The 26,237-nt window shown below is 44.9% G+C and carries 25 protein-coding genes and 1 tRNA gene; 23 read left to right on the top strand and 3 right to left on the bottom strand.

Annotated elements, in window-relative coordinates; translation table 11 throughout:
* Nucleotides 1–20 precede the first annotated feature (20 nt).
* From ACZ5Q0_RS05380 to ACZ5Q0_RS05345, 8 genes are all read left to right on the top strand, one after another.
* On the top strand, nt 21–2,444 hold the full coding sequence (locus ACZ5Q0_RS05380) for a phage tail tape measure protein (protein WP_447182809.1): 2,424 nt from the start codon (nt 21–23) through the stop codon (nt 2,442–2,444).
* A gap of 50 nt (nt 2,445–2,494) precedes the next feature.
* The gene (locus tag ACZ5Q0_RS05375) at nt 2,495–3,175 is read left to right on the top strand and encodes a distal tail protein Dit (protein WP_464827267.1); all 681 of its coding nucleotides are present in this window, start codon (nt 2,495–2,497) and stop codon (nt 3,173–3,175) included.
* A gap of 148 nt (nt 3,176–3,323) precedes the next feature.
* Nucleotides 3,324–3,650, top strand: a complete 327-nt coding sequence (locus ACZ5Q0_RS05370) for a BppU family phage baseplate upper protein (protein WP_447182808.1) — start codon at nt 3,324–3,326, stop codon at nt 3,648–3,650.
* 11 nt (nt 3,651–3,661) lie between these two features.
* Nucleotides 3,662–4,303 (top strand): hypothetical protein, encoded by a 642-nt coding sequence (locus ACZ5Q0_RS05365; RefSeq protein ID WP_447182807.1) that lies wholly within the window; start codon nt 3,662–3,664, stop codon nt 4,301–4,303.
* Complete coding sequence (locus tag ACZ5Q0_RS05360; protein ID WP_447182806.1) at nt 4,303–6,246, top strand: hypothetical protein; 1,944 nt, start codon at nt 4,303–4,305, stop codon at nt 6,244–6,246. The genes ACZ5Q0_RS05365 and ACZ5Q0_RS05360 overlap by 1 nt, the downstream gene beginning before the upstream one ends.
* Nucleotides 6,247–6,251: 5 nt before the next feature.
* A complete protein-coding gene (locus ACZ5Q0_RS05355) occupies nt 6,252–6,485 on the top strand; it encodes a hypothetical protein (RefSeq protein ID WP_447182805.1) in 234 nt (77 codons plus the stop codon).
* A gap of 42 nt (nt 6,486–6,527) precedes the next feature.
* Nucleotides 6,528–10,034 carry a phage tail spike protein gene (locus ACZ5Q0_RS05350; RefSeq protein ID WP_447182804.1) on the top strand — a complete coding sequence of 1,169 codons (3,507 nt, stop codon included), beginning with the start codon at nt 6,528–6,530 and terminating at the stop codon, nt 10,032–10,034.
* Entirely contained in the window at nt 10,035–10,253 is a 219-nt protein-coding gene (locus tag ACZ5Q0_RS05345; RefSeq protein WP_447182803.1) for a hypothetical protein, read from the top strand.
* On the opposite strand, the gene ACZ5Q0_RS05340 is transcribed toward ACZ5Q0_RS05345, so the two are convergent.
* Nucleotides 10,250–11,242, bottom strand: coding sequence for a copper amine oxidase N-terminal domain-containing protein (locus ACZ5Q0_RS05340; RefSeq protein WP_447182802.1), 993 nt, complete (start codon nt 11,240–11,242; stop codon nt 10,250–10,252). The genes ACZ5Q0_RS05345 and ACZ5Q0_RS05340 overlap by 4 nt on opposite strands.
* Nucleotides 11,243–11,344: 102 nt before the next feature.
* On the opposite strand from ACZ5Q0_RS05340, the gene ACZ5Q0_RS05335 reads away from it, so the two are divergent.
* Entirely contained in the window at nt 11,345–11,746 is a 402-nt protein-coding gene (locus ACZ5Q0_RS05335) for a phage holin family protein (RefSeq protein WP_447182801.1), read from the top strand.
* Complete coding sequence (locus ACZ5Q0_RS05330) at nt 11,739–12,311, top strand: N-acetylmuramoyl-L-alanine amidase (RefSeq protein WP_447182800.1); 573 nt, start codon at nt 11,739–11,741, stop codon at nt 12,309–12,311. Before ACZ5Q0_RS05335 ends, ACZ5Q0_RS05330 begins: the two co-directional genes overlap by 8 nt.
* Nucleotides 12,312–12,339: 28 nt before the next feature.
* On the opposite strand, the gene ACZ5Q0_RS05325 is transcribed toward ACZ5Q0_RS05330, so the two are convergent.
* Nucleotides 12,340–12,786 (bottom strand): hypothetical protein, encoded by a 447-nt coding sequence (locus ACZ5Q0_RS05325; RefSeq protein WP_464827266.1) that lies wholly within the window; start codon nt 12,784–12,786, stop codon nt 12,340–12,342.
* A gap of 56 nt (nt 12,787–12,842) precedes the next feature.
* On the opposite strand from ACZ5Q0_RS05325, the gene ACZ5Q0_RS05320 reads away from it, so the two are divergent.
* From ACZ5Q0_RS05320 to ACZ5Q0_RS05265, 12 genes are all read left to right on the top strand, one after another.
* Nucleotides 12,843–13,055: a helix-turn-helix domain-containing protein gene (locus ACZ5Q0_RS05320; protein ID WP_447182798.1), complete on the top strand. Its 213-nt coding sequence runs from the start codon at nt 12,843–12,845 to the stop codon at nt 13,053–13,055.
* Between the two features lie 273 nt (nt 13,056–13,328).
* Nucleotides 13,329–13,403, top strand: a tRNA-Gly gene (locus ACZ5Q0_RS05315).
* Nucleotides 13,404–13,474: 71 nt separating this feature from the next.
* The gene (gene scfA / locus ACZ5Q0_RS05310; RefSeq protein ID WP_446818999.1) at nt 13,475–13,615 is read left to right on the top strand and encodes a six-cysteine ranthipeptide SCIFF; all 141 of its coding nucleotides are present in this window, start codon (nt 13,475–13,477) and stop codon (nt 13,613–13,615) included.
* Nucleotides 13,616–13,696: 81 nt separating this feature from the next.
* The gene (gene scfB / locus ACZ5Q0_RS05305; protein WP_447182797.1) at nt 13,697–15,073 is read left to right on the top strand and encodes a thioether cross-link-forming SCIFF peptide maturase; all 1,377 of its coding nucleotides are present in this window, start codon (nt 13,697–13,699) and stop codon (nt 15,071–15,073) included.
* Nucleotides 15,074–15,166: 93 nt separating this feature from the next.
* Nucleotides 15,167–16,510 carry a peptidoglycan DD-metalloendopeptidase family protein gene (locus ACZ5Q0_RS05300; RefSeq protein WP_447182796.1) on the top strand — a complete coding sequence of 448 codons (1,344 nt, stop codon included), beginning with the start codon at nt 15,167–15,169 and terminating at the stop codon, nt 16,508–16,510.
* An 81-nt stretch (nt 16,511–16,591) separates the two neighbouring features.
* Entirely contained in the window at nt 16,592–17,497 is a 906-nt protein-coding gene (gene trxB, locus ACZ5Q0_RS05295; RefSeq protein ID WP_446819002.1) for a thioredoxin-disulfide reductase, read from the top strand.
* 71 nt (nt 17,498–17,568) lie between these two features.
* Nucleotides 17,569–18,408, top strand: coding sequence for a peptidase MA family metallohydrolase (locus ACZ5Q0_RS05290; protein ID WP_446819003.1), 840 nt, complete (start codon nt 17,569–17,571; stop codon nt 18,406–18,408).
* 17 nt (nt 18,409–18,425) lie between these two features.
* Nucleotides 18,426–19,679 (top strand): UDP-N-acetylglucosamine 1-carboxyvinyltransferase, encoded by a 1,254-nt coding sequence (gene murA, locus ACZ5Q0_RS05285; protein ID WP_447182795.1) that lies wholly within the window; start codon nt 18,426–18,428, stop codon nt 19,677–19,679.
* 246 nt (nt 19,680–19,925) lie between these two features.
* A complete protein-coding gene (locus ACZ5Q0_RS05280) occupies nt 19,926–20,996 on the top strand; it encodes a S1C family serine protease (protein ID WP_446819006.1) in 1,071 nt (356 codons plus the stop codon).
* 70 nt (nt 20,997–21,066) lie between these two features.
* The gene (locus tag ACZ5Q0_RS05275; RefSeq protein WP_446819008.1) at nt 21,067–21,549 is read left to right on the top strand and encodes a 23S rRNA (pseudouridine(1915)-N(3))-methyltransferase RlmH; all 483 of its coding nucleotides are present in this window, start codon (nt 21,067–21,069) and stop codon (nt 21,547–21,549) included.
* Between the two features lie 64 nt (nt 21,550–21,613).
* Nucleotides 21,614–22,177, top strand: a complete 564-nt coding sequence (locus tag ACZ5Q0_RS05270; RefSeq protein ID WP_446819010.1) for a nitroreductase family protein — start codon at nt 21,614–21,616, stop codon at nt 22,175–22,177.
* Nucleotides 22,178–22,542: 365 nt separating this feature from the next.
* Nucleotides 22,543–23,019 carry a methylated-DNA--[protein]-cysteine S-methyltransferase gene (locus tag ACZ5Q0_RS05265; protein WP_446819011.1) on the top strand — a complete coding sequence of 159 codons (477 nt, stop codon included), beginning with the start codon at nt 22,543–22,545 and terminating at the stop codon, nt 23,017–23,019.
* 5 nt (nt 23,020–23,024) lie between these two features.
* Here ACZ5Q0_RS05265 and ACZ5Q0_RS05260 read toward each other — a convergent pair whose 3' ends face one another.
* On the bottom strand, nt 23,025–23,873 hold the full coding sequence (locus ACZ5Q0_RS05260; protein ID WP_446819012.1) for a YitT family protein: 849 nt from the start codon (nt 23,871–23,873) through the stop codon (nt 23,025–23,027).
* A gap of 464 nt (nt 23,874–24,337) precedes the next feature.
* On the opposite strand from ACZ5Q0_RS05260, the gene ACZ5Q0_RS05255 reads away from it, so the two are divergent.
* Nucleotides 24,338–26,101 (top strand): glutamine--tRNA ligase/YqeY domain fusion protein, encoded by a 1,764-nt coding sequence (locus tag ACZ5Q0_RS05255; protein ID WP_447182794.1) that lies wholly within the window; start codon nt 24,338–24,340, stop codon nt 26,099–26,101.
* Nucleotides 26,102–26,237: the final 136 nt, after the last annotated feature.

Genomic DNA, 26,237 nt, shown 5'->3' with positions numbered 1-26,237 from the left:
ATCATAAAGGTGGTGAGACTATGGCAGGTAAAATAAAAGGAATAACAATCGAGATAGGCGGTAATACTCAGCCCCTAAACAAGGCGCTAGAAGAGGTCAATAGGAAAAGCCGTGATATCCAAAAAGAGTTAAAGCAAGTTGATAGGCTTTTAAAATTTAACCCCGGAAACACTGAGCTTTTAGCCCAGAAACAAAAACTCCTTGGCGACCAGGTTAAAGCTACTAAGGAAAAATTAGATACGCTAAGGGCTGCCCAAGCACAAGTTACTGAGCAGTTTAAAAAAGGCGAAATAGGCGAAGAACAGTATCGAGCATTTCAGCGTGAGCTAGTCAAAACAGAAAGCCAGTTAAAACATTTTGAGCAGCAACTAAAAAGTACTGGTATGACTGCTGAGCAGCTAGGGAAAAAATTACAGGGCGCCGGTCAGAAAATGACGGATGCCGGAAAAGACTTATCCATGAAGGTGACCGCTCCCATAGTAGGTCTGGGCGCGGTGATAACAAAAACCGGTATGGATTTTGAAGCAGCAATGTCGGAAGTAGGTGCTATCTCCGGAGCCACCGGTGAAGACCTGCAAGCGCTAGAAGACATCGCAAAGGAAATGGGTAGCACTACTAAATTTAGTGCCAGTGAAGCCGCTGACGGCCTAAAGTTTATGGCAATGGCAGGATGGGACACGCAAAAAATGTTAGATGGTCTGCCTGGTGTGTTGAACCTGGCTGCCGCAGCCGGTGAGGATCTTGGGTTAGTGTCCGATATCGTGACCGATGCCATGACTGCATTTGGCATGGAGGCAGCTAGAGCCGGAGAATTTGCGGACACTATAGCGGCTGCGTCTAGCAGTGCCAACACTAACGTCGCCATGCTGGGTGAGTCGTTTAAATACGTCGCACCGCTAGCTGGTGCCTTGGGGTATGAAGCTAAAGACACAGCCATTGCCCTGGCAGTAATGGCTAACGCTGGTATTAAGGGGAGCCAATCCGGTACTGCTTTACGGGCCATATTCACCAGACTTGCTAAACCTACAAAGGAATCTGGCACAGCCATGGACAAGTTGGGTTTATCGATTACTAACACCGACGGCAGCATGAAAACCCTGGCTGAAATGATGGATGACCTGCGAGAGGCATTTAAAGACTTGAATCCTGAACAGCAGGCGGTTTATGCAGCACAAATTGCTGGGCAGGAAGCAATGTCCGGCTTACTAGCAATCGTAAACACTGGCGATGATGATTTTAACAAACTGTCAGAATCCATTAATAACAGCACTGGTGCCGCTGACCGAATGGCGAAGGAAATGCAAGACAACCTCCTGGGGCGATTGACTGAGCTAAAAAGCGCTATTGAAGGTGTTGCCCTCCAGCTTTATGAGGCTATGCTCCCAGCATTAGAAAAGGTTGTTGCTGCGGTGCAAACATTTGTTGACTGGCTTGCTAAGTTAAGCCCGGGGATGAAAACTACTATAGTGGTTATTGCTGGCTTAGCCGCAGCTATCGGCCCGCTATTGATCGTATTAGGGTTAATGGCACAAGGTATAGGGGCAGTGATAGGAGTTGCGGGTGTTTTGTCGGGAGTTTTTAGTGCTCTGTCAGGAGCGGTACCTGTTCTGGGTGCAGCTCTGGGGGTAATTACGGCACCTGTGGCGCTTGTCATAGCTGCTATAGCTGCACTCGTAATGGCCGGAGTAGCGCTTTATAAAAACTGGGACGATATCGTAGCCTTTAGCGCTAAACTCTGGGAGGCCCTTAAAAAGGGCTGGACTGAAGGCATGGCGTCGATGAAGAAAGCTCTATCAGACTTCGGAAAGCAGATATCTGAAAGCTGGACTAAATTATGGGGCGGGATAAAAGACTTCTTCGACCAGTGGGGTAGAACCATCCTGCTGCTGGCAGTGGGGCCGGCAGGCTGGGCTGTACTACTGGCTCAAAAGCTAGGGGTAAACTGGGAGAGTATTAGGTCTACTACCAGCCGTGTATGGGAAGGAATAAAAAACGCTATAGTAAGCCCGATAGAATCTGCTAAACAAACACTATTTGGCATCATTGATACGATTAAAAACGCTTTCGCCAACATGCGTATCGAGATACCCAGGCCTAAGTTACCACATATAAATGTAGATTGGCGGTCTGTAGGTGTAGGTGATGCTAAAGTGAGGATCCCCAAATTTGCTGTAGACTGGTATGACAAAGGAGGCGTCTTTACTAACCCTGCCATAATCGGGGTTGCGGAGAAAAGGCCCGAATTCGTAGGAGCACTGGACGATCTGAGACAGATTATTAGGGATGAGCTCAGGGGTACCCAATTAGCTGCAGCTGGTGCGGGGAATGGTGGCGGCGTAATAGTCCAGCAGATGATAGTTAGGAATGACCACGATATAGAGCTTATAGCACGTAAGCTGCATGACTTACAACAAGATAAAGCACGGGGGAGGGGATTAAGATAATATATGGATTCAGCTTTAACGGCCGGCATTGCAGTGAGTTTGGCGTTATAATGCGATCAAAAAACCGACAGCTCCTCCCGGAACCGAATGACCGATACGTACAGGTACCCGGTAGACAAGGGAGTATCCTATTCCCCCGGGAACTAGCAGACCGAAAAATAGAAATCGATTGTGCCTTTGTAGAAAAAAGCTTGCCGGATCTGCGGACCCGGGCACGAGAGATAGCCGCTTGGTTACATACTACTGACCGGGCAATACTCAGTTTTGACGATGAGCCGGATAAATATTACAGAGGTAAATTGCTAACTGCAGTTGATTTTGAGCACTTAGCCGCCTTAGGCGAATTTAGCCTTGTATTTACCTGTGAGCCTTTGGCATACGGCGCGGAACAGACTGCTGACTTTATAAACGATGCCGTAACCGCAAACAATCAAAGCACGTTTGAGAGCCAACCGGTTTTTAAGGTTACGTTTACCGGAACGGCTGCTGAGTGGGGGGTGAACGGTCCGGGGGATGCTTATATTCGGGTGGTGCATGACTTTCAAATCGACGATACCCTAGAAGTAAATACTACCACTGGGGCAATATTGATAAACGGTAACCGAGCGATGGATAAATTAGACTGGCAGAATAGCCGGTTTTTTAATTTACGGGTAGGGGAAAATACCCTGACTATAACATCTGCTGGGGTATGTAGTACGCGCGTCTCCTGGGCGCCCAGGTATTTGTAGGGGGTGAAGGGGGTGATGGTTTGAATAGCGTTGAGATAAAACCTGCATCCAATAGCATAGTAGTGAGCCTTTTTGACGTTTATTCCACCACTTACTTTTTGAGCGAGTCGATGCTCTTAGAGGAGCACAAGGAAGCGGGTGATACTACATGAGTTATGACATAACAATTAAGCGCGGGGACACTCGGCACGCGATAAAAGCGGTACTCAAAGATGCAAGTGGGGCGCCGGTAGACCTGACCGGTTGCAGTGTGAATTTCCATATGGCCCCGCTTAACCGGCCAGCCGTAATCAGCAGGGCGGCTCACATACAGGATGCGGTCACCGGTGGGGTCTGGTTTGTATGGGCATCCGGTGAAACAGATACCGCCGGAATATACCGAGCAGAGTTTGAAGTAGTGTACCGGGATGGCCGGCGGGAGACGTTCCCCAACGATGGATATATAAGTATTCAAATACTTGATGATTTAGGATAGGAGGGGGTAAGATGCCTGCAAATACTAAACAGCTAAAATGCGATGTGGATAAAAAACCAAGCCCGCAGTATTTCGACCCCGTGCTGGATGAATACGGGTATTTGTATGGGTCTAACGGTGCAAGTCGGCATATCCTTTATGGTGCTGACGGTAATCCAATTAGTACGACCGGGGATAAGCTGGCCGTTAGAGCGACTGAAATCGAAACTCAGCTAACAACCATCCAGGATTATATCGACGGGATAGAGGCAACCCTGGCGACCCTGGCGACAATAGAAGGTCAAGCCGCCTTAATCGGGCATGTTGACCAACTGGAAGCACAGCTGACTATTATCCAGGGGTACATTGACGGTCTGGAGGGCGCAATCGGGCAAGCAGTAGCAAGCCCGGCGGCTAATAGTTTGCTGGCCAGGGTGAAGAATTTGGAGGACAAACTGGCTGTGATTATAGCTGACGGTCTTAAGCTATCGGGCAGTTATGTTGAGATAGGTGGAGTATCTTTTGCAGTATCTGGCGGCGATACGTTGCGTGGTAAATCTGCTGATAAACCAGATGCGGTTGCCGCACATGCGGTTATACCATACTGCTTTTATTTCTCGATTGATACAGGGGCAATTGAAGTAACAGACGGTACGAATTGGGGGGTGATTTAATGGATGCGGTCAGCTTAAAACTGGCAAGAAATTACACGAATGAAAAATTAAATAGTCTCCCTAGCAATGCACCTACTAAAACGGTTACATTTGACGGTGGGATTTATAGTGTTGGTAATGACGTGGTTAATGGGCAAGTTAGCGACATTGTGGTGAAGGGTTTAACTGCTACTAATATTATTAACAATGGTAACTTTGCAAATGGAACAAGCGGGTGGCTGGGGGTAAATGCAACGATTAGCATGTCTAATAATATAATGCAAGTTGTGCCAGATGGTTCTGCAAATATAGGATGGTTGGCACAAAATACAAGTTATTCCATCTTTCCAAGTAGGAAGTATTTTATAAAAGCAAAATTACGAGTAACAAATAATGATTGTGTTAGAATGCGTGCATTGATCAGAAGCACAGGAGGTTCAGGAGATAGTACCTATACGATAACGGCTCCTGTAGCCAATCAATGGTATTCACTGGCTATTATTTTAGATTCCCAAGCTACTCATGCAGGTAACTTCAGGTTGTTGTTTGCTCACGAATATACCGATGCATCAACAGCCAACGGCAAAGTCATGGAAGTACAAGAAGTATTAGCAATAGACATGACCGCCGCAGGGTTAGACACCCTAACCGCAGACGAAATGAACGCAAAATTTCCCCACTGGTTCGACGGCACTAAATCTACAAACAGCGTAAGAGTTAAGAGTGTTGGGAAGAATTTGTTTTCCCCCGATATGGCACTTAGTTATGATTGGCAAGACGGCAAAAAGATTTGGCAAGTTAAGGCTTCTAGTGATGTTTTGGAGTATAACATTAATAGATATGGTATTTGGGGGCGCGTAGGAAGCACAACAGCAATACCTAAACAAATTGGGACGTTACCAAAGTTTGTTAATGGGAAGACGTATACATTTACTTTTTCTTCATCTGTAGGCAAAAGATTGTATTATACAGACGGTTCATATACAATTTTTTCAGGCAATATTGTCACTAGCGACCCAGCTAAAACTATTCAATACATTGCTTTATGGGAGGGCAGCGATTATAAAATTGACGAAATTCAGATTGAACCCGGTGACACAGCAACCGAATACGAACCCTACAAAGAATCCTCTGCCACTATTAACCTATCGGAACCGCTAAGAAGTCTCCCCAACGGCGTTAAAGATGAAGTTAACGTAACGAGTGGGGTTAAGACGCAGAGGGTTAGTGGTGAATATGTATTACGAGAGGAAGATTTTCAGACGTTCTCATCTCCTGAAGATTGGAACATAGATATTGTTTATTTGAAGGAATTAAACAACCAACTTGTGAGCAGTGGTACAGCAACTAAATTAGGTCAAGTTTTATTTAAAACTAGTATACCCGAAATTGCACTTAGTGAAAGACAGACAGCATATGCACCTTGCTATTACCATAGTGCAACTGGGCTTGTAACTATAGGTGTACCAAAAGGCACTTACACAACGATTACACAAGCACAAGCAGACTTAGCAGGAACAACGTTAACTTATCAATTAGCCACGCCTATCGTGACTAAGTTGCCAGCCCAAGCACCATTGCAAGTATTTGAAAATGGTACAGTGTATGTTGAACCGATGGGTGACCCTGCTGAATCTACAGTGCCAAGCGTAGAAATGACTATCCCAACTGGAAATAGTAATAAGTTTGGTGTAGCAAGTCATGATTATGATGGAGCCGCCGCTGATTGGGCATTGACGAACAACGAAAGTAAGTGTTTTTTACTTGCTGTAAGTAATGCAGGGGGTGCGGCAAATATCATAGCTCCAAATAGGCCGGGAACTATGTATGCGATTAGTAATGCTTCTGGATACGCTATAACAATTAAAAAATCAGGTGGAACTGGCGTTGCGATTGCCACAGGAAAAACAGCGTTAGTGATTCATAGCGGGACTGACTATATCAAAATCACAGGGGAGGTTTAATTATTATGATATCTGAAAAAAAGATTAGCTTTACAGTATTGGAATTGACAGATAAAGGTGAAACAGTACTTATTAAGTTTGCACCTAGCGTTCCGGAAGGCACTACCTGGGATTCCCCAGGCGATCCTTTGTTTGTAACTGTGGCAAAGGATGAAAACTATTTGAGCGTTGGTGATACCTTTGATGGGCCGGTGATTGCGAAGTTTGATGATGGTGTTCCAGAGCCAGTTGAGGGGTAATCCTTACCACGCTATCGGAATGGCGATAAAGGTGGTGATAATTTGCTTTATGTATTTGACCCGAGTGAAAACTTAATAGCTTTACTCAAACCCGAATTCACCCGCTCTAGCGGCCCGGCATCAACAAGCCAGGCCTTTCTATCTGCTGAATACCCTGCTGAGCTTGACAGGGAACCTACCGAGGGTTGCCCGTACTGGGACGCAAGGCACAGGGAGGTGCTGAACGGGGAGAACACGTTTAGCTTTACGGTGCCCGGTGGTCAGGCAGATGCGGCTTATGTGACAGAAGGGAATTTAGTAGCTTTCAAGGACCTGGACAGTTACTGGCAGTTCTTCGAGATAAAGCGGCTGGTGGATCTGCACAGCGACGGCCTGACTAGAACGGCATTCTGCGAGCATATCTTTTATGAGCTTTTGGACGATATCGTTACCGACAAGCGGCCGTCTGCTGATGCGACATCTGCACTGGCTGGCATGCTTGAAAACACTCGCTGGCAGGTGGGTATCGTTGACGACCTGGGCGCATCCTCAACATCTGCTTACTATGAGTCTGCCCTCTCAGCTGTGCAGAAGGTAGCAAACGCCTGGAAGGGCGAACTCAACTGGCGATGCGTAATCTCAGGTGGAACCATTACCCGCTATGTTGACCTAAAGGCAATGCGAGGTACCGACACCGGCAAGCAGTTTGCCTACACAAAAGATATCATCAGTATTGAGCGAGAGGTAGACTCCTCAAATGTAGTAACAGCTCTTTATGGTCGTGGCAAGGGCATAGAGCTTGACTCTGGTAGTTACGGCCGCAGGCTTACATTTGCGGATATTGAAGCGCCAGACAAGCCGGCAGGCCAGGAGTGGCTCGGCGACGCTGACGCGCTTGCCCGGTGGGGTAGACCAGGCGGTCGGCACCGTTTTGGTGTTTTTATCGATGAGGAAGAAACGGATCCGGAAAAACTGCTGGAGAAGACCCGGGCTGAACTGGCTAGACGGAAGGTGCCCCGGGTGACCTACAGACTTGATGTCGTTAGCCTGGAGCAGCTGACCGGGTACGAACACGAACAAGTACGCCTGGGTGACCTGGTACGGGTAATTGACCGGGAGTTTAGGCCCGAGCTAGTGGTATCTGCGCGGGTAATTGAAATCGAAAGAGATTTATTAGCTCCGGAAAATACCAAGGTAGTGCTGGGTAGCTTTGCTCCGACCATCGTGGAAGCTACCATAAATACCGCCCGGCGGGTAGAGGAAATAGCGAATAAGCCTTACAACACGAAATGGCTTGACGGCGTAATAGACGTGTTGCAAAACGCAATCGAAAATAGCCAGGCATACATCTGGGAAACCCCCCAGGGGACGCTGCACATGGATGCCCCTACCTACGAACAGGCCACATCAGCTATGTTGCTTGGTGGTGGTAGATTTGCGATAGCTAACCAGAAAGATGGCAACGGCGGATGGAATTGGAGAACATTTGGAGATGGTTCTGGTTTTACGGCAGATTTATTAAATGCTGGTAAAATAAAATCTAGCTTAATTGAAGTTGGCCCAGAATCAACTTTTGCAGAAGGTTACGACCCATCACAAATACAAGGCGGAGCTGCTATGGGCGTGGATGACCGCTGCACGGCTCTATTCCATTTTGACGGTAGCCTTAATAGCCACAAAGGGTTAACTCCTACATTTACAAGGAATAGTGTAGCTTATACGATAGACGGAAAACAGGTTGCTAGTGGTGTACCGAGGTTTGAGCAAGGTAAATTTGGGCAAGGGGTATTTATCGAGGAAGGGACGACGAATTTAATATCCTCTTCGCAAGGTGGCATTGGTACAGATTTAACTAAGTGGGCACAAAGCTGGGGAGTTACCGCTACTAAAGAGGGAGAATGGTATAGACTTACAAATACTCAAGTTGCTACTGCTTTTATGCGTGGTACTGTAGATTTACCTAAATTAACTAATGGTGCAATCTATACTTGTTCCTTAGAACTTTATAATGATGGGGTTTCTAGCGTTACGGTGTTTTTAGATTGGTGTGATATAGCGGGTGCTAGCTTATCTGTTATGCCCGGAGAAAGAAAAATAATTAAAGTAACTGCCTCAAGAGCAGAATATACTAGTGTTTATCGTTTTATGGATATTAATGTTCAAGGTAGTCGCAATATATTGGCAAGGTTTCCCCAAGTAGAACGAAAAGATTATGTTACTAGTTTTATAGAGGGTATAAGAGTAAATGAGTCTTTAACTATCCCCAAAACGGCCACAGGTTTTGACCCGCAAAAAGGAACTTTTTCTTTTTGGTTTAATCCCTTAGCTAAAACCCCGCAGGCATACCCTAGTCTGTTTAGCATGGGTCATGTATCAGGGGAAGACTTCATAGGAGTGTATTGGGGTTCAGGTTGGGATAACGCCGATAGTATCCTATTTGGATTAAGAAACAAAGGCGTGGGGTGGTTAGATCAAGCAATTCCTTTCAGCGTTGAGCCTTATACTTGGTATTACATAGTATTCCGTTGGGACTTTGTTACAGATAAAAAATGTAAAATGATAGTTTATAAACCTGATGGGGGCAAAATGGAATTAGAACAGCCTTTGGTTTCTTTTTCCGCTCCGTCTTTTTCTAATTTTGATAAATTTCATGTTTTGGAAACATGGAGTAATGGTGCTAGCAAAGCTAATGCTTTAATGGACGAACTCGCCATTTTCAACTATGCCGCCACAGACGAAGAAATAGCTGGATGGTACAAAGCCCAAGCACCATTTTATTCATCGGAGGACATGAAGCAGTGGCCGGGGTATATCCGGGCGGAATCAGACGGCATTAAGGTTTACGGCTCGGAGAACGCCTTGCGGGTCCTGCTCGGCAGTTGGCTTAAAGATGCGGTGCGGAAGTATGGGCTGAAGATAATCGGTGGGGAGATATACTCGTCGTTGATTAGAACGGGATTGGAAGGGGATGCCCAGTATATAGCTTTTGAGCCACCAAATGTTTTAGCAATGTATGCACCTAAAACAATTGGAAGTAATATTCCGGCAAAAGTATTAGAAATGGCCTCCCCGAATTTTGCAGACAGTGCCGGTATAGATTGGTTCGATACCGAGGGGACATGGTATGCCCAAGTCTTAGCACAAACGGCAGATAGAAAATTACATTTATATGGTAAAAATGGCGTAAGTGCTAGAAATGGTTTTAGCGTAACGGGTGGGACAAAAAACTGTATAGAAGATACTATTTATGGGAGTTTAGCCATTTCCGCCCGCGAATCACCGGAAGTACGATACATAGATGAAGGTATGGGGCAACTAACAAACGGCGAATGTCGGGTGTTGGTTGACCCCATTTTTATGGAGTGTATAGAGCCACATACAGAATACAGTAGGTGGTACGTACATCTAACTCCCTATGCAGATGTTGACCTGTACGTATCAGAAATAGGCACAGATTACTTCGTTGTAAAAGAACGAAACAATGGCATAAGTACGGGGGCGGAATTCACCTGGTCGCTATCAGCAACCCGTAAAGACTATGCTCATATTAGATTTATGGAGGTATTATAAATGAACGAAAGAGAACTTTTGTTAAAAGATATTGATGATATTAGCAAGCAAATAGAAGTAGTTACTCGACAAATCGACAATAGCGACTACAACATTACCGGATTAATTGCACACAAAACTAGGCACATGGATAGACGGGATATGTTGGAGACAAGGAAAGCAGAATTAGAAGCAAAATTGGCATTGTTACCAGCAGAAGAACCGGAAGCCGGAGTTTAATCCCCCGGCTCTTTTATTGGCATCTTGATTATTGCTTGTTTGGTGACATCGTCCCAATCGACCTCTGCCCCTAGCGCTTCTGCCACCCAGCGAGCAGGTAGGAAAGTTCGGGCATTGGTAATTTCGGGGGCAACGTCCATTTCGACGGGTTCTTGGCTAACGTACATTACGTGGCTACCGATAAAAAGGGATATATCAACATCGTCTTTAGTAATGCCTACTTTACGGTCTTTGCCGTCCCACGTTACGTTATCTTCTCCGACGCCTAGCGAGTAGGCTAAGTAGCGGACAGGTACGTAAGTGCGGTCGCCTTTGATGTAGGGGGCAACATCCATAGTTTTTGTTCCCGATGTAACGGTTTTTTCTTCGTCCATATCGGTAGTAGCGATTGTGTAGGATTTATTGGCGATAGCAAATGTAGTTACTTGGAATGATGTTATTGGGTCAGTGCCTATGTTTTCAGGTGAATATGGCTCAATCCATGAGTTGTCTGAACTTTTGCTGCTACTTCCCCTGCCGGTTGGACGAGAATAAGGCTCATTGTTTAAACAGTCAGGGATGCCAGATAAAAAGGCGTACATAGCTTGATCTTTGTATTGCCCATAGACATATGTTTGTACTGTTAACCGGTCAGGAGATACGCCTATTGCCAAATCAGTATTTTGGGGACGATAACGATTGGTAAGCTCAAAAACAAAACGAGTTAATTTGTTGGTGCAAGAGGCAGGTGATTGTTTCGATAAGTTAGGGTAGGTATTTATGGTTTGATTCTCATAGACTGATTCGTAGACCGTGGCAGTCACAGAACCGTTACTTTCAATAAAGGATAAATCGACAACGGCTTGAGTTATTGAGTCATTGCTAAGTTTTCCGTTTGCTCTCATTAATTTAACTTCATCTAAAATAGCACTGGGTGTAAACGCCATCACCGGCGCAGTCATCGTCAACAACAGGGCTAGCGTCAACATCAAAGCTATAGGTTTACGCATAATACATACCTCCTTTGACAACATTTTACATTAGGAAGAGGAGGGTGACAAGGCCGCTCAAGTAGGGCGGCTATTTTATATTGGAAAGGAGAGGTAAACCACATGAGTAATATTTTGGTTTGGACTAAATACTCTGTTGCCCTAGTGGGGGGCTTTATAACTGCTCTACTGGGGGGATGGGACTTGGCTCTACAAGTGTTGGTACTTTTCGTTGTACTGGACTACATAACCGGCCTTGTGGCAGCTTATTGTTCACAGAGTCTTAATAGCAAGATAGGTTTTAAGGGTATTGCTAAAAAGATTTTGCTTTTTGTGCCTATCGCGGTTGCGTATTGGCTGGACATGCTGTTAGGACAAGAGATACTGCGTAACCTAGCAATATTTTTCTACATCGCGAATGAAGGATTAAGCCTAATAGAAAATTTAAGCAGGGCTGGGGTACCAGTCCCAGAGCAGATCCAAAAAGCTCTGGAACAACTCAAGGAGGCCAAAACGCATGCCTAAAAATTATATAGTAATCCACCATAGCGCTAGTCCGGACCATGGTACGCTTAAAGATTTTGATAGTATAAAACGTTGGCACGTCGAACACAACGGTTGGCGAAATATCGGGTACCACTGGGTAGTAGAAAAAGTAAACGGTATTTTGACTGCTATTCCCGGCCGTCCTGAGTGGGACACAGGAGCACATTGCCCGGGAAGGAACCAGGACGGCATTGGCATTTGCATAGTGGGAAACTATCAGGAGACGGTACCTGACCCAGAGCTATACAGCTTTGTAGCAAACCTGTGTAAACAAATCATGGCCAGGCATCCGATACAGGAGATAGGCGGGCATAGAGATTATACGGCTACCGCTTGCCCCGGGCAGCACTTTGACGTGAATCGTGTCCGGCAGCTAGTGAAGGGGGGCAGTGCTGTGCAGGATGTAAAGGTGGTTGTAAAGGGTAAAGAGCTGCCGGGAAAGCTCATAGACAATCAAACTTGGGTGCCGGTACGCGAATTAGTAGACGCACTGAACGAAACGGTAACCTGGCAGGAGGAAACTAAGGTGGTCGTGGTGGAATAGGGATAAGTGGTAATAAAAAAGCCGGGGTTTAGTCCCCGGCTTCGTCGTCGTCCTCTTCGCACCAGTCTTCTCCCAAATGCCGATCTAGGGCGCGTCCCCAGATATCGTATATAGTATCAATATCCTCTCGGCAATCTATAACAAATTGTGCTAGGGAATATTTAAACTCAAAGGCTTCCGGCAAATAGGGCCCGAAAAGCATTTTTTCCACTTCTCCTAACCGCTCCTCCAGGTCATCTATCACAATGGACTGCGCCCTTAGCCCCGCCAGCTCCACCATGCATTGGATATTCTCCCTGACCTCCCGCGCCGCCTCCGGGGTGGCCTGGCTGGCCAGCTCCCGGTTGAGGTCGGCCAGGAGATTGATTTGGCTCTGTATTACCTCTGTAGGGCTCATCCTATCCGCTCCTTTCAGTTGATTAATACTTAACATCTTAAGTACATTATATAGCATGTTACGTAGCTTGTCAAGCATTTTGATTTACATACTACGTAATTTAATGTATTATTTAAGCGGAAGGGGTGTAGGTTATGATTAAGTGTAACTTGTCAAAAATGATGGGAATACGTAAAATGAATATCCAGGATGTGCATAAAGAGACAGGACTTAATCGCAATACAATATCTAACTTGTATCACGAGAAAGCCACCAGAATTGATTTTGAAACCATTAACAGGCTGTGTCACTTATTTAGGTGCCAGCCTGGCGATCTGCTGGAGTGGGTTCCGGAGGAAGAGAGCTAGATATGTTTATGGACTTAAAAGTTGCCCACTAATTTGCCCACAAAGGTAACCAAAATCAGGCCAAAAACAAACAACTGCTTGCTAAAGCGGAAAACGGAAAACCCAATACAATGAGCTTTTGCAAACTCAGGTCAACTCAAAACCTATACATTATATAATTCACACGGTAGAAGTCGCAGGTTCGAAACCTGCTGCGCCCACCATAGAAACGCATATAGTTATGGCCAAGGCAGCTTGACTTGGCTATTTTTATGATGTAAAATATCGTTGCATGCGGGAGTAGCTCAGTGGTAGAGCACCGGCTTCCCAAGCCGGGTGTCGCGGGTTCGACCCCCGTTTCCCGCTCCATTTTATTTATGGATATTTAAAGACCCGAAAGGGGTTTATGCATATACAGGGTGAGGAAGGAGAGGTTTAGGGTGAAACATATTATTACCGTAATTAAACCGGGACTGAAGAGAGAGGCAGGTAAAATGAACTGCCGGGAATGTGCTACATCATGTCAGTCTGCTTGTAAAACCTCCTGCACGGTAGGTAACCAAACCTGTCGTAATCAGTAGGTCATTTCGGAATTAGTATATATAAAGGGGCAATAGCCCCTTTTTTTATGGCTACCTTTAAAAAATTAGGAGGGAGCATTTTTGTTAATTACACCTGATTATAATTTCAATGCTAATATACACATATATAATCACCAGGATTTAACCATTGTAGTGGATGTGAACAGCGGTGCCATTCATATTGTTGACCAGGTAGGGGCTGCGCTGATCCAACACATCATTAATAGCGGTGATTTTAAGCAGGCGATTGAGGCTACTGCAAAAAGGTTTCCCCTTAAGATAGTACAGGAAACCGCCCAGGAGATAATACGGGCCTGGGAAGCAGGGGCACTATTTAGCGAAGAAGAGCAAATCCAATTGAATCTTGAGCATATGCCTATCAAGGCCTTATGTTTAAATGTGGCTCATGCTTGTAATATGAGGTGTCGCTATTGCTTTGCCGGGCAGGGGACTTTTGGGCAGGAGAGCGGTCTTATGTCTTTGGAAATTGGGCAAAAGGCGATAGATTTTCTAATTAAGCATAGCCAGGGGGTTAAAAACCTGGAAATCGACTTTTTTGGGGGTGAACCCCTGCTGAATTTTTCTGTAGTTAAGGGGATCGTAGCCTATGCACGCCAGCAAGAACTAATATATGGGAAGAAGTTTCACTTTACATTGACTACCAACAGCCTGTTATTGGATCAAGAAGTTATTAATTATGTTGTAGAACAGGAATTATCAGTGATTTTAAGCCTGGACGGACGCCCGCAGGTTAATGATTATAACCGGCCTTTAGCCAGTGGACAGGGCAGCTATACGACTATACTTCCAAAAATTCGTACTATGGTCGATGCCCATCCGCCCAGCTATTATATCCGGGGAACATTTACACGTGATAATCTTGACTTTGCTAGTGATGTCAAGCATATTGTTGATCAGGGTTTTACCTCTCTATCATTAGAACCGGCTATCGGAGCTGATGATAGTTGGGCTATTCAGGAAGAGGATCTACCTGCCGTTCTGCAGGAATATGATCGGTTAGCAGATCTGCTGCTGGAGTATCACCAGCAGGGAGTAGATATTCATTTTTTCCATTTTGATCTGGATTTACAGCGGGGGCCTTGTCTGGCTAAACGACATTCCGGTTGTGGAGCAGGGGTGGAGTACCTGGTAGTTACTCCTTCAGGTGATATTTATGCTTGTCACCAGTTGGTGGGCATCGATGATTTTCTCATGGGTAATGTAAGCCAGGAAGATGTGGATAGACGGGTTCTTTCGACTTTTGCGGCTAATACCCTAACCAGTAAAGAGGAGTGCCGAAAGTGCTGGGCCAGGTATTATTGTGGGGGCGGATGCCATGCTAATAACTATTTTAATAGCGGAAGTATCGCAGTTCCCAGAACACTTACCTGTACTATGCACCGTAAACGTATTGAAGCGGCAATTTATCTGGATTTGAAAAAACGTATTAGTAATTAGAGAAAAAAATCGAAAAATTAGCAGGAGTTTCAAGGGAACAAATAGAATAGATTTGTGGTCTAAGAAAGTTTATAAACAAATGGAGAGTTAATTATGGGAGAATTTTTACGGCAGAAAAAGTTGTTACCGGTAGCGGGTGCGGTCATTGTTGTTTTGTTGATTTCTCTGGTGTGGACTAATGTCATCAGGACCCCGGCCTATATGGTTTGTGTAGATGGCAAGGAAAAGTTTGCGGTTAAGCATAAGCAGGAAGTAGAAAAAGTTTTGAACCGGCTGAAGCTAGAACAAGAAAAGCAATTTAATCAGCCTCTGGAATTGAATAACACGGTGGAATATAAGCGGGTCTTTGTTGGTCGGGAACAGTTAGTCGTTTCCAGTCGTATGGAGACCGAATTAAAGAAGGCATTGGATTTTAAAACTATGGCAGCGGCTATAGTTGTCAATGATAAAGATATAGCTTATCTGGGCAGCCGTAAGGATGCTCTGGAACTCTTGGAACAGTTAAAAAAGGAGAATTCTCAGTTAGATGAAGGAGAGAAATTAGTATCACTGGGATTTGAGGAAAAGGTGCAGGTTAAAGAACGTAAAGCACCAGCCAGTAAGGTTATATCTACTGACAAAGCTTATAGCCTGATCACGACAGGAACTAATAATCCTGAAACCTATGAGGTTCAGGAGGGAGATTCCCTGTGGATGATTGCCCGGAAAAATGACATGTACGTGGACGAGATTCTTAAGGCTAACCGCCTAAAGTCAGAGGATCTCAAGCCGGGAGAAAAACTGATTCTGGTAAAGAGTAAACCTTATGTCAATGTTATAGCTCGGGTAGAGGGAGAAAAAATAGAAACTATTCCTTTTGAAACTAAAGTTGTGGTTGACCGTAATGCTTATAGTAGTGTAAGAGTTACCCAATCAGGTCAAAACGGAGAAAAAAAGATAGTCTATGAAGCAATTAAACGTAATGGAGTTCTAGATAAAAGAGAGATAAAAGAAGAACAGATTATAAAGGAAGCGGTAAATAAAATTTTAGTAAAGGGAAGCCAGGTTAACATAGCCTCCCGTGGGGGCGGAGCCAGAGTGCTTGACTGGCCTGTTTATGGACCGATTAGCAGTTACTACGGCTCCCGGGGCGGTTCTCATACCGGAATTGACATAGCTGCCCGAAGTGGTACGGCTATTCGTGCTGCTGCCAGTGGTAATGTAACCTATGCCGGGTATCAAGGTGGCTATGGGAAGTTTATTATTGTTAACCATGGTAACGGAATTGTGAGCCGTTATGCCCACTGTTCTAGTATCAATGTTTCGGTTGGACAGAGGGTGGCAGCCGGACAGACCATTGGAACGGTTGGGTCAACAGGCAGAAGCACTGGACCTCACCTGCATTTTGAGGTTTTAGCAGGCGGTTCATTCCGTAATCCTTTAAGTTACCTTCGCTAAGATCTGGACAAGCCCTGACCTCCCGGTCAGGGCTTTTATATTGATCTGGCTTATAAATCAGTACTGAAAGGGGATTGTGCTGTGTATGATGTAATAATCATTGGTGCAGGACCGGCCGGGTTAACTGCAGCTATTTACACCGGAAGAGCCAAACTTAGCACCCTGATACTTGAGTCAAGTATGGTGGGGGGCAATACAGCTCTGACTGACTTAATCGATAATTATCCTGGTTTCCCTTTTGGGATTAATGGTCAGGATTTAATGGAAAACTTTAGCCGTCAAGCACAGCGGTTTGGGGCTGAACTGCGTATGGAGGAAGTTACAGCTATTGAGGATGGGCCGGATGGAAAGAAAGTAAGTACTACCCAGGGAGAGTATATGGCCCGGGCCATAATTATTGCTATGGGGGCCCGGCGGCGGGAATTAGATGTTGAGGGAGAAAACGAGTTTTTAGGTCGGGGGGTATCCTATTGTGCTACCTGTGATGGTGCCTTCTTTCAAGGGGTTCCGGTAGCAGTAGTAGGGGGTGGCGATTCGGCTGTTAAGGAGGCGCTTTATCTGGCCGACATGGCTTCTAAGGTATACCTTATTCATCGTCGTGAAGGATTTCGTGCTAATCAGACAGCAGTGGATAAAATGCTGGAAAATAGCCATATTGAGCTGAAACTGAACAAGGTGGTTCAACGGGTCCAAGGCGATGCCTTAATGAATCGTTTAGTACTTCGGGATGTGCTTACCGGTGAGGAGGAGGTCTTACCGGCGGAGGGGCTTTTTATCAGTATTGGGCTAGTAGCCGCAGCTGATTTTCTGGAAACATTAGTTGACACAGAAGATGGATATATCATAACCGATGAAAATATGCAGACCTCTGTAGCGGGTGTTTTTGCGGCGGGCGATATCCGCTCTAAAAAGGCGCGCCAGGTAGCTACCGCAGTAGGGGATGGAGCTTTAGCAGGAATAGCCGTAACTGAGTATTTAAAGGAATAGACACCATTATTTGCTTTCCCCTGGAGAATAGCAAGCATAGTATAATGTGGGCTAGAGGGGAGAGAATCAGTATGTTGGGGATAAAAACGCCTAATTCGGCAAAAAATATTAGTTTGCTAATAATCGTCGCCTTGATTATAGTAGTAACAGTGTCACGTAACAGTCAGACCCTGGTCAGGGCCGTGGTGGGACAGGAAATTAATCTGAAGACGGCGGGTTTTAGTGAGGCGGAAACGGAGCATTATAAAATACGTTATACTAGTGCTGATCAGGAGTATGTAGACATGATTGGTGTGGTAGCGGAAGATGCTTTTAGTTCTGTATGCCAGGAATTTGAGCGCCAACCAGTTAACAAGACCACTATAGTGGTGTATCCTAATAGTGAGAGTTTAGCCAGAAGTTTTGGCTGGGATAAGGACGAGAAGGCTATGGGGGTTTACTGGGGTGGTTCAATACGTATACTTTCCCCCCGTGCGTGGATTCCGGGAAGTGATTGGGCAGATCAATTTGAAAGTGAAGGTCCCATGGTCCACGAATTTGCCCATTTAATGGTTGACGAGATAACTCGGGGGAATTATAATCGCTGGTGGACCGAAGGAATAGCCCAGTATATAGAGAAAAAGATTACCGGATTTGAATTTGCGGATCCCTTTGCTGAGGGGCAAGAATTAGAATATTACCCCCTGTCGGTTTTGGAAAAAAATTTTGACCAGATAGATCAGCAGATAGCTTATTGGGAATCGCTTAAAGTTGTAGAATATATTGCTCAGCAATATGGAGAAGACAGCTTGTTTTCTATCCTGGAGGAGCTGGGCCGGGGAAAAACTATGTCTCGGGCTCTGACCGGGGCCCTGGGCGTGGATTATAAAACATTTGAGCATGATTTTTACCAGTCGATGGGAAAACAATAGGGCGAGAGGTGTACACATTGAAAGACACGCTCATTATTGAGGGGGGGTATCCCCTTTATGGACAGGTTAGAGTCAGCGGTGCCAAGAACGCTGGTTTAGTATTAATGGTAGCCAGTATAATGGCTGAAGGAGAAACGATTCTCGATAATGTACCCCGCATTCGTGATGTGGAGGTTCTCATAAAGATCTTAGAGGATTTAGGTGTTAGCATACGTTGGAATGAAGATGGGAGTTTATCTCTTTATTCACCATCCGGTGGATTAAGGTCCAAGACTTCCTATGAATTGGCTAAACAATTGCGGGCTTCTAACCTATTTTTAGGGGCACTGTTAGGGCGGCAGAAAGAAGCGGCCGTGTCTTTACCAGGCGGATGTGACATCGGTTCCCGGCCTATGGATTTGCATATTAAGGGGATTCAGGCCCTGGGGGCAGAAGTTAGCCTGGAACATGGATTTATTTATGCCCGGGCTAAATCACCGCGGGGTGGCCGGGTATATCTTGATTTTCCCAGTGTGGGGGCAACGGAAAATATTATGATGATGGCTGCGCTTACACCGGGACAAAGTATTATCGAAAATGTGGCCAAAGAACCAGAGATTGTTGATCTGGCTAACTTTTTAAATTCTATGGGAGCCCGTATTCGCGGTGCAGGAACCGATATAATTAAGGTCGAAGGGGTTGAGAGCCTGCGAGGAGGTCGCTATGCTATTATTCCTGACCGGATTGAGGCGGGAACCTTTATGATTGCAGCGGCCATTACTGGAGGAGAGGTGCTGGTGGAAAATGTAATACCCACTCACCTTCATCCTATCAGCGCAAAATTACAGGAAACTGGAGCCTTGGTAAGGGAGACCGATAAAGGCATACTGGTAAAAGGAATAGAAAATATTGCTCCGGTCGACATAAAAACCCTTCCTTATCCAGGTTTTCCGACTGATATGCAATCCCAGATGGTAGCCCTACTTTGCCTGGCCAGGGGCTCAAGTGTAGTGGTTGAGAATGTTTTCGAGAACCGGTTTCAGGTAGTTGATGAATTAAAAAGAATGGGTGCCCGTATAAAGGTAGAAGGGCATACAGCAGTGATAGAAGGAGTTAATGGCTTACTGGGGGCCCGGGTTAAAGCAACTGATCTTAGGGCCGGGGCAGCTTTAATTTTAGCCGCTTTGGCGGCCCATGGGTCTACTGTAATAGAGGAAGCAGTGCATATATTCCGGGGTTATGAAAACATTGAGGATAAGCTGCGCTCTATAGGCGCTCATGTTTTACGCTAATACCACGTTAGGTTAGCGCAATTAAATAATAGGTGTATAGACAGGGAGGTACAAGCCTCCCTGTTTCGCGTTTATATGACAAAAATTAAAACGCATAAGTAATAACTATTTAGTATAATCCTGGCGGGCAGGTAAACAATATCTTTACTGGTCGATAAGTAATGCTTGGGCTGGGGATAACTAACTAACCTGTAAAACACATATGTTCATTTGCTATACCACTTCCAAAATTTAAGGAGGAATCTTGTGCGTAGAGAAAGCGTAAAGGGAGTCGTATATTTTGTGGTATTTTTTCTCCTTGGCCTGGGAGGTTATACTTTACTTGAAGGGATAATTGCTCCCAGTAAGCCTATGGTTAGCGAAGAAAGTACTAACCGAACCAGGGGGGTTAGTCAGGTAGCTGCCAGCGTAAGTCCTGCCGTAGTAGGAATAACTAGCCTAAAGCGTGATGGCAACGTTTTTGATCAGCGTAGCACTGAAACTACTGGTTCCGGGGTTATCATAGATCAGGCCGGCTATATTGTTACTAATAATCACGTAGTAAGAGATGCCGATCGGCTAACGGTAACACTAGCCGATGGAACTGAAACCGGTGCGAGTATAGTAGGTACCGATGCCCGTACTGACCTGGCCCTAATCCAAGTAAAGGGAAAGCATAACTTAACAATCGCCAGGTTTGGCAACTCAGACAACTTGACAGTGGGAGAACAGGTGATAGCTATTGGTAATCCTCTGGGTTTACGCTTTGCCCGTTCGGTTACGGCTGGAGTAGTAAGTGGTCTTAACCGGATGTTAACTACTGAAGAGGGTTTCGTGTTCCGGCTGGTTCAGACTGATGCTGCTATTAATCCTGGTAATAGTGGGGGGGCCCTAGTCAACCTAAATGGGGAAGTTATCGGGATTAATACTGTAAAAATTGCGGTAGAGGGGTATGAAGGGTTAGGTTTTGCTATACCGTCTAACCAGGTAAAAATGGTAGTGGATGATATTAAACGCTATGGTAAAGTGCGGCGGGCTTTAATGGGGGTTCGAATAATAGGGGAAGTTAGCGCTGATCAGGCTCGGTATTATGACCTGCCCCTAACGCATGGGGTAGTTGTAGAACCTAACTCGGAGGGGCCGGCTAAAAAGGCAGGTATAAAACAATATGACATTATCACCCACGTCAATGGTAAGACCATATCAACTGTACAAGAATTGCAGGAGGCTACACTTAATAAAAAGATTGGACAAACCATTAAAATTAAGCTGCTGCGAATAAATGAAAAGCAAAACCGGATAGAAACTAAAACCTTAAAAATAAAGCTTACAGAATAATAATGGTTTAAAAAAACAAAGGAATAGGTTAGAATAAAAGACAAAAATCAAATAGATGAGGCTCTATAATATGAAATACCGCATCATTTCAGTAGGAAAAATACGGGAACCTTTTTATGTAAATGGTATAAATGAGTATCTTAAGCGATTAGTTGTTTATACGGGAATAGAGCTGGTAGAGGGGTTGGAAGAAAAAGTAGGATCTCGTGCCGGGGAAAAGGAAATTCTCAGGGTGTTGAAAAAAGAGGGGGAACGTATTTTAGCCCTGGGGGGCGGTAGTGACGAAATACTTGTGGTGCTGGACAGCCGGGGTAAGCAGATGACATCGGAAGATTTTGCCTACCAGATGGAGACCTGGCATCAATCCGGTCACTACCGTGTAAATCTAGTCGTGGGAGGACCTCATGGGGTGTCTGATGAAGTAAGGCGGCGAGCCGATTTGATTCTTTCATTTTCCCGCATGACCTTTTTGCACCAGATGGCAGTTCTGATTTTGATTGAACAGCTTTACCGGGGGGTTAAAATAATTAAAGGGGAACCATATCATAAGTAATAAAAATCTTACTCACAGCCAGCCAGATTCCTGTAGGGAGGAAATGAAAAAGGAGGTTGTGTGGATGAATACTATGGAAACTATTCAAACAAGAAGGTCGATCCGTAAGTTTCGTTCCGATCCTATTCCGGAAGATGTGTTGGATAATATTTTTAATGCAGCGGTATGGGCACCATCACATCGCAATTCTCAACCATGGGAATTTGTGATTATTGGTACAGAGACCCGGGCTCGACTCCTGGAACTTTACCAAACGGTTATGGAGCCTGTTCTCTCCAACCCTGATCTACCGGAACCAGCCCGTAAAGGGATTATGAATCTTAAAGAGGATTTTGGCGGGGCTCCTTTCATGACGGCTATAATGAGTCGGCCTCCGCAGGATCATCTGGAAAAGATGGAAAACCTGCCAACGGCGGCAGTGGCAGTTCAAAATATGTGCCTGGCGGCCTGGGAGCAGGGTATAGGTAGTGTATGGCTTTCTATCGGGGGCCATCCTGCTGCAGGTGAGATTTTACAGGTTAAAGAGGGCTATCAGGTTGTGGCTGTACTGGCCATGGGTTATCCTGAAGCAATACCACCTGCTCCGCCTCGTGAATCATATAAAAATAGATTGACCAGGCTTCCTTAAAGGTTTAACTGTATTTGCTTTACACTGTAATGATATTTAACCTATTTAATAAAGACCCGTAGATAATAACCTACGGGTCTTTTTAGTGGTACGCCCGGCATAGGCAGTCTAATGGGTGAAAGTCCCTAGTGCGGATTGATAGTGCCAAGCACATAGCCAAGGGCAAGGGTGTCCACCGTGAGGTGGAATCACCCTACGGGTACAGGCTGAAGGTTTTCACATAGGCTGACGAGGCATGTACGTACGGTTCTATAAGAGGGATAATGCTGCAGCATTACCCTACTCGATTAGTCTATTTTGCTTTTTAGCTGTAGAAAGAAAATTTAATGCCTAGTTTATGAAGAAAAGTAAAGAGGAAGCTTATTATGATGAAGGAAGTATTAATAGCTGATTATAAGTCACCACTAGGTTGGATACGTATTCAGGGTAACCAGGAGGGTATCTGCCGGCTTGATTTTATTGATGACGAAAACGGGTTTATTGACCAGGGTGTTAACCCTCAGCTTAAAGAATGGGTGGCTCAAATTGACCAATATTTTCAGAGAAGGCGTACCAGTTTTGAGCTGCCCCTGGTACCAAACGGTAGTGATTTTGACCAGCAGGTCTGGGCAGCTCTGCAAAAGATTCCCTTTGGACAGGCGGTATCTTATGGTGATATAGCCCGGCAAATCGGTCGACCGACGGCTGCCAGAGCGGTTGGGGGTGCTAATCATCGCAACCCTATCGCTATAGTGATACCTTGCCACCGGGTAATCGGTAGTCAAGGTAAATTAACTGGTTATGGCAGTGGGCTGTGGAGAAAAAAATGGTTATTAGAACATGAAGGTATAAATTTGGTCTAATAATTCTAATGAAAAGTAGAAAAGCCTTCTCCTAGTACTTCATGGGTGTTTTGAACGGTGATAAAGGCCCTGGGATCCAGGTCTTCGATGTAATTACGCAGGCGGATGAATTCACGCCGTTTTACTATGGTTACTACTACTTCCCATTCCTGTTCTGTATAAGCACCCCGGGCAGTGTAAATAGTAGCACCCCGTTCCAGATCATATACAATAAAGCGTTTTACCGCTTCGCTATTAGTAGTAATAATGGTAACTAGTTTACTAACACTAAAACCTTCAATTACGTAGTCTATGGAAAAACCATATAAGATTACTCCCAGCAGGGCATACATTCCTTTTTGGATGCCAAAAGCTGAGGTCGCTAATAACGTGATAAAGAAATCAATTATCAATAAGCCTTTGCCCATCTCCAGGTGGTGATAACGGTGGAGGATACGGGCTAAAATGTCTGTTCCGCCGGAGGAAGAGTTTTGATAGAAAAGGATAGCCAGGCCGGTACTTGAAATGAATACTCCAAAAATGAGCTGGATAAGCGTATCACTAGTAAGGGGAGCTGTAAGTGGATAAATTTTTTCCAGCCCCCAGATCATAAAGGGAATCATTATACTACAATAAACTGTTTTCACCCCGAACACAGGACCTATCATTATAAAACCAATAACTAACAGGATGACACTTAAAATCAGCACCAGTAACCCTAAAGAAAGAGTAGGGAAAAAGGTGTTTAGTACTAAGGATAGGCCGGTTATTCCCCCGGCAGCTATTTGGTTAGGGGCCAGGAAGAAATAAAACCCGGCTGCATCCATAAATGCACCTATATTTAGTAGTAGGAAGTTTTTAAATCTTTGTTGCATTGTTTTCCTTTCCAGACCTTTTATTTATTATATGCTTTTTTTCACCAGGAAAAACAGGGACCAGGTGCTTACCTCTCCTTGTTTCACACCAACCCTTCCCGTTTCCCGGACGGCTTTCAGACGACTATAGCCTATCATGACAGGTTTTTAAACGACAGGTCGGCAGGAAGTATAGAAAAAAGATCTCGTAGACTAAATAAGAAGATCCGGGAAATAATATAACCGTTTTTAAAGGGGCTGCCATCCGCATCAATTACATAATAGCAGGCCTAAGTGATAGATCTAGTAAGGAAAGGTATAATAATAAACAGCAGTCCGGGTAAATTTTTGCTACAGGTGGGTTGGTTTTTTGTTTAAGTGCTTGTTTACCAGACCAGGATTATTTATCATGTTAGACAGGTGTAATGGAATATAATCGGCATATAGAAGCCTGAATAGATAAATTTTTAAGGAGGAAATAGTGTATGACCAGGTCGGAAAAAGAGGAGCTAAACCGCGACCTAACCCAGGGGAACCATGATGGTAAGGGCGGTGAGGAAGGTGTTCTACCGGTTAATTTTATTCAAACTGTAATTACGGAGGATTTGCAAACCGGTAAGAACGGAGGGCGGGTGCATACGCGTTTTCCCCCGGAACCGAATGGCTATTTGCATATAGGACATGCTAAATCAATCTGCCTAAACTTTGGTCTGGCTGAAGCCAACAATGGTATATGCAACCTGCGCTTTGATGATACCAATCCTAGTAAGGAAGAAGTCGAATATGTAGATTCTATTAAGGCAGATGTGCAATGGCTGGGCTTTGACTGGGATGATCGTATGTTTTATGCTTCGGATTATTTCCACCAGTTGTATGAATTTGCTCTCCAGTTAATTAAGGCTGGCAAGGCATATGTATGCGACCTTAGCGCTCAGGAAATTAGGAATTTTCGGGGAACTCTAACCGAGCCCGGGCAGGAGAGCCCTTATCGTAACCGTACTATAGAAGAAAACTTGGATCTTTTTGAGCGTATGAAAAAAGGGGAGTTCCCGGATGGTTCCCGGGTGCTGCGGGCTAAAATAGATATGGCCTCTCCTAATCTAAATATGCGTGATCCGGTGTTATACCGGATCCTGCGGGCGGATCATCATCGAACTGGTAATAAGTGGTGTATATATCCCATGTATGATTTTGCCCATCCCCTTTCTGATGCGCTGGAATCCATTACTCATTCCATATGTACTTTAGAGTTTGCTGATCACCGGCCATTGTATGATTGGTTTTTAGATAATGTTGACTATGGAGCAGATAAATATGGACGACCGCAGCAGATTGAGTTTGCTCGTCTTAATCTAACCTACACCGTAATGAGCAAGCGGAAGCTGCGGGAACTGGTAGAAATGGGCTATGTGAACAATTGGGATGATCCTCGTATGCCAACTATTTCAGGATTAAGGCGGCGGGGATATACGCCTGAGGCGATACGTCTGTTTTGTGAACGTATTGGTGTAGCTAAGCGGAATAGTATGGTTGATATTGCTCTTCTGGAGTATTGTATCCGGGAAGATCTTAACATGCGGGCACAAAGAGTTATGGCGGTACTACGTCCTCTAAAGATCGTTATTGATAATTACCCGATTGGGCAGGTAGAATGGTTAGAAACGGAAAATAACCCGGAAAACCCCGCCATGGGATCCCGTCATATTCCCTTTTCCCGGGAGATTTACATTGAGCAGGACGATTTTATGGAAGATCCGCCTAAGAAGTTTTTCCGCTTACGTCCCGGTGGGGAGGTGCGCCTGAAAAGTGCTTATATAATTAAGTGTGAACAAGTGGTAAAAGATGCTGACGGAAATATTATAGAACTGCACTGCACCTATGATCCTGATTCTAAAAGCGGGGGGCCTACTGCTGGACGTAAAGTAAAGGGGACCTCCCATTGGGTATCGGCTTCTCATGCTATTAATGCAGAAGTTCGGCTGTATGATCATCTCTTTGTGAAAGAAAATCCCGATGATGAAGAGGGTGGCTCAGATTTTAAAGACTTTATAAACCCCAACTCTCTGGAGATATTAACTGGGTGTATGGTGGAACCTGGCCTAAAATTAGCCCAAACGGGTGATCGTTTTCAATTCCTCCGCCAGGGATACTTTTGTCTGGACCCAGATTCAACTAAAGATAAGATGGTATTTAACCGGGTAGTTTCCCTGCGTGATACATGGGCCAAGTTAAAAAAGAAACGAAGTTAGTGATAGAGAGGGGCTGCTTTCACGGAAGCGGTAGAGGGTTTATTTTTAAGGTATAGATAAAATAGGGTAGAATATTATATTTAATCGGATAGCCGACGTTTCTCGTCGGCTTTTAATTTTTCTGTCTACGAAGTAT

It is taken from the genome of Syntrophomonas erecta subsp. sporosyntropha (genome assembly GCF_055395365.1).
The sequence above is the reverse complement of the archived record's forward strand: the minus strand, read 5'-3'. Positions and strand labels throughout refer to the sequence as shown.

Bases quoted from the DNA above. Each gene is read 5' to 3' on its own strand.
- ACZ5Q0_RS05275 (WP_446819008.1), top strand. From the start codon at position 21,067: ATGAAATACCGCATCATTTCAGTAGGAAAAATACGGGAACCTTTTTAT.
- ACZ5Q0_RS05355 (WP_447182805.1), top strand. From the start codon at position 6,252: ATGATATCTGAAAAAAAGATTAGCTTTACAGTATTGGAATTGACAGAT.
- ACZ5Q0_RS05380 (WP_447182809.1), top strand. From the start codon at position 21: ATGGCAGGTAAAATAAAAGGAATAACAATCGAGATAGGCGGTAATACT.
- ACZ5Q0_RS05290 (WP_446819003.1), top strand. From the start codon at position 17,569: ATGTTGGGGATAAAAACGCCTAATTCGGCAAAAAATATTAGTTTGCTA.
- ACZ5Q0_RS05255 (WP_447182794.1), top strand. From the start codon at position 24,338: ATGACCAGGTCGGAAAAAGAGGAGCTAAACCGCGACCTAACCCAGGGG.
- ACZ5Q0_RS05320 (WP_447182798.1), top strand. From the start codon at position 12,843: ATGATTAAGTGTAACTTGTCAAAAATGATGGGAATACGTAAAATGAAT.
- ACZ5Q0_RS05375 (WP_464827267.1), top strand. From the start codon at position 2,495: ATGCGATCAAAAAACCGACAGCTCCTCCCGGAACCGAATGACCGATAC.
- ACZ5Q0_RS05370 (WP_447182808.1), top strand. From the start codon at position 3,324: ATGAGTTATGACATAACAATTAAGCGCGGGGACACTCGGCACGCGATA.
- ACZ5Q0_RS05330 (WP_447182800.1), top strand. From the start codon at position 11,739: ATGCCTAAAAATTATATAGTAATCCACCATAGCGCTAGTCCGGACCAT.
- ACZ5Q0_RS05340 (WP_447182802.1), bottom strand. From the start codon at position 11,242: ATGCGTAAACCTATAGCTTTGATGTTGACGCTAGCCCTGTTGTTGACG.
- ACZ5Q0_RS05260 (WP_446819012.1), bottom strand. From the start codon at position 23,873: ATGCAACAAAGATTTAAAAACTTCCTACTACTAAATATAGGTGCATTT.
- ACZ5Q0_RS05360 (WP_447182806.1), top strand. From the start codon at position 4,303: ATGGATGCGGTCAGCTTAAAACTGGCAAGAAATTACACGAATGAAAAA.
- ACZ5Q0_RS05270 (WP_446819010.1), top strand. From the start codon at position 21,614: ATGAATACTATGGAAACTATTCAAACAAGAAGGTCGATCCGTAAGTTT.
- ACZ5Q0_RS05365 (WP_447182807.1), top strand. From the start codon at position 3,662: ATGCCTGCAAATACTAAACAGCTAAAATGCGATGTGGATAAAAAACCA.
- ACZ5Q0_RS05325 (WP_464827266.1), bottom strand. From the start codon at position 12,786: ATGCTTGACAAGCTACGTAACATGCTATATAATGTACTTAAGATGTTA.
- ACZ5Q0_RS05335 (WP_447182801.1), top strand. From the start codon at position 11,345: ATGAGTAATATTTTGGTTTGGACTAAATACTCTGTTGCCCTAGTGGGG.
- ACZ5Q0_RS05300 (WP_447182796.1), top strand. From the start codon at position 15,167: ATGGGAGAATTTTTACGGCAGAAAAAGTTGTTACCGGTAGCGGGTGCG.
- ACZ5Q0_RS05265 (WP_446819011.1), top strand. From the start codon at position 22,543: ATGATGAAGGAAGTATTAATAGCTGATTATAAGTCACCACTAGGTTGG.
- ACZ5Q0_RS05345 (WP_447182803.1), top strand. From the start codon at position 10,035: ATGAACGAAAGAGAACTTTTGTTAAAAGATATTGATGATATTAGCAAG.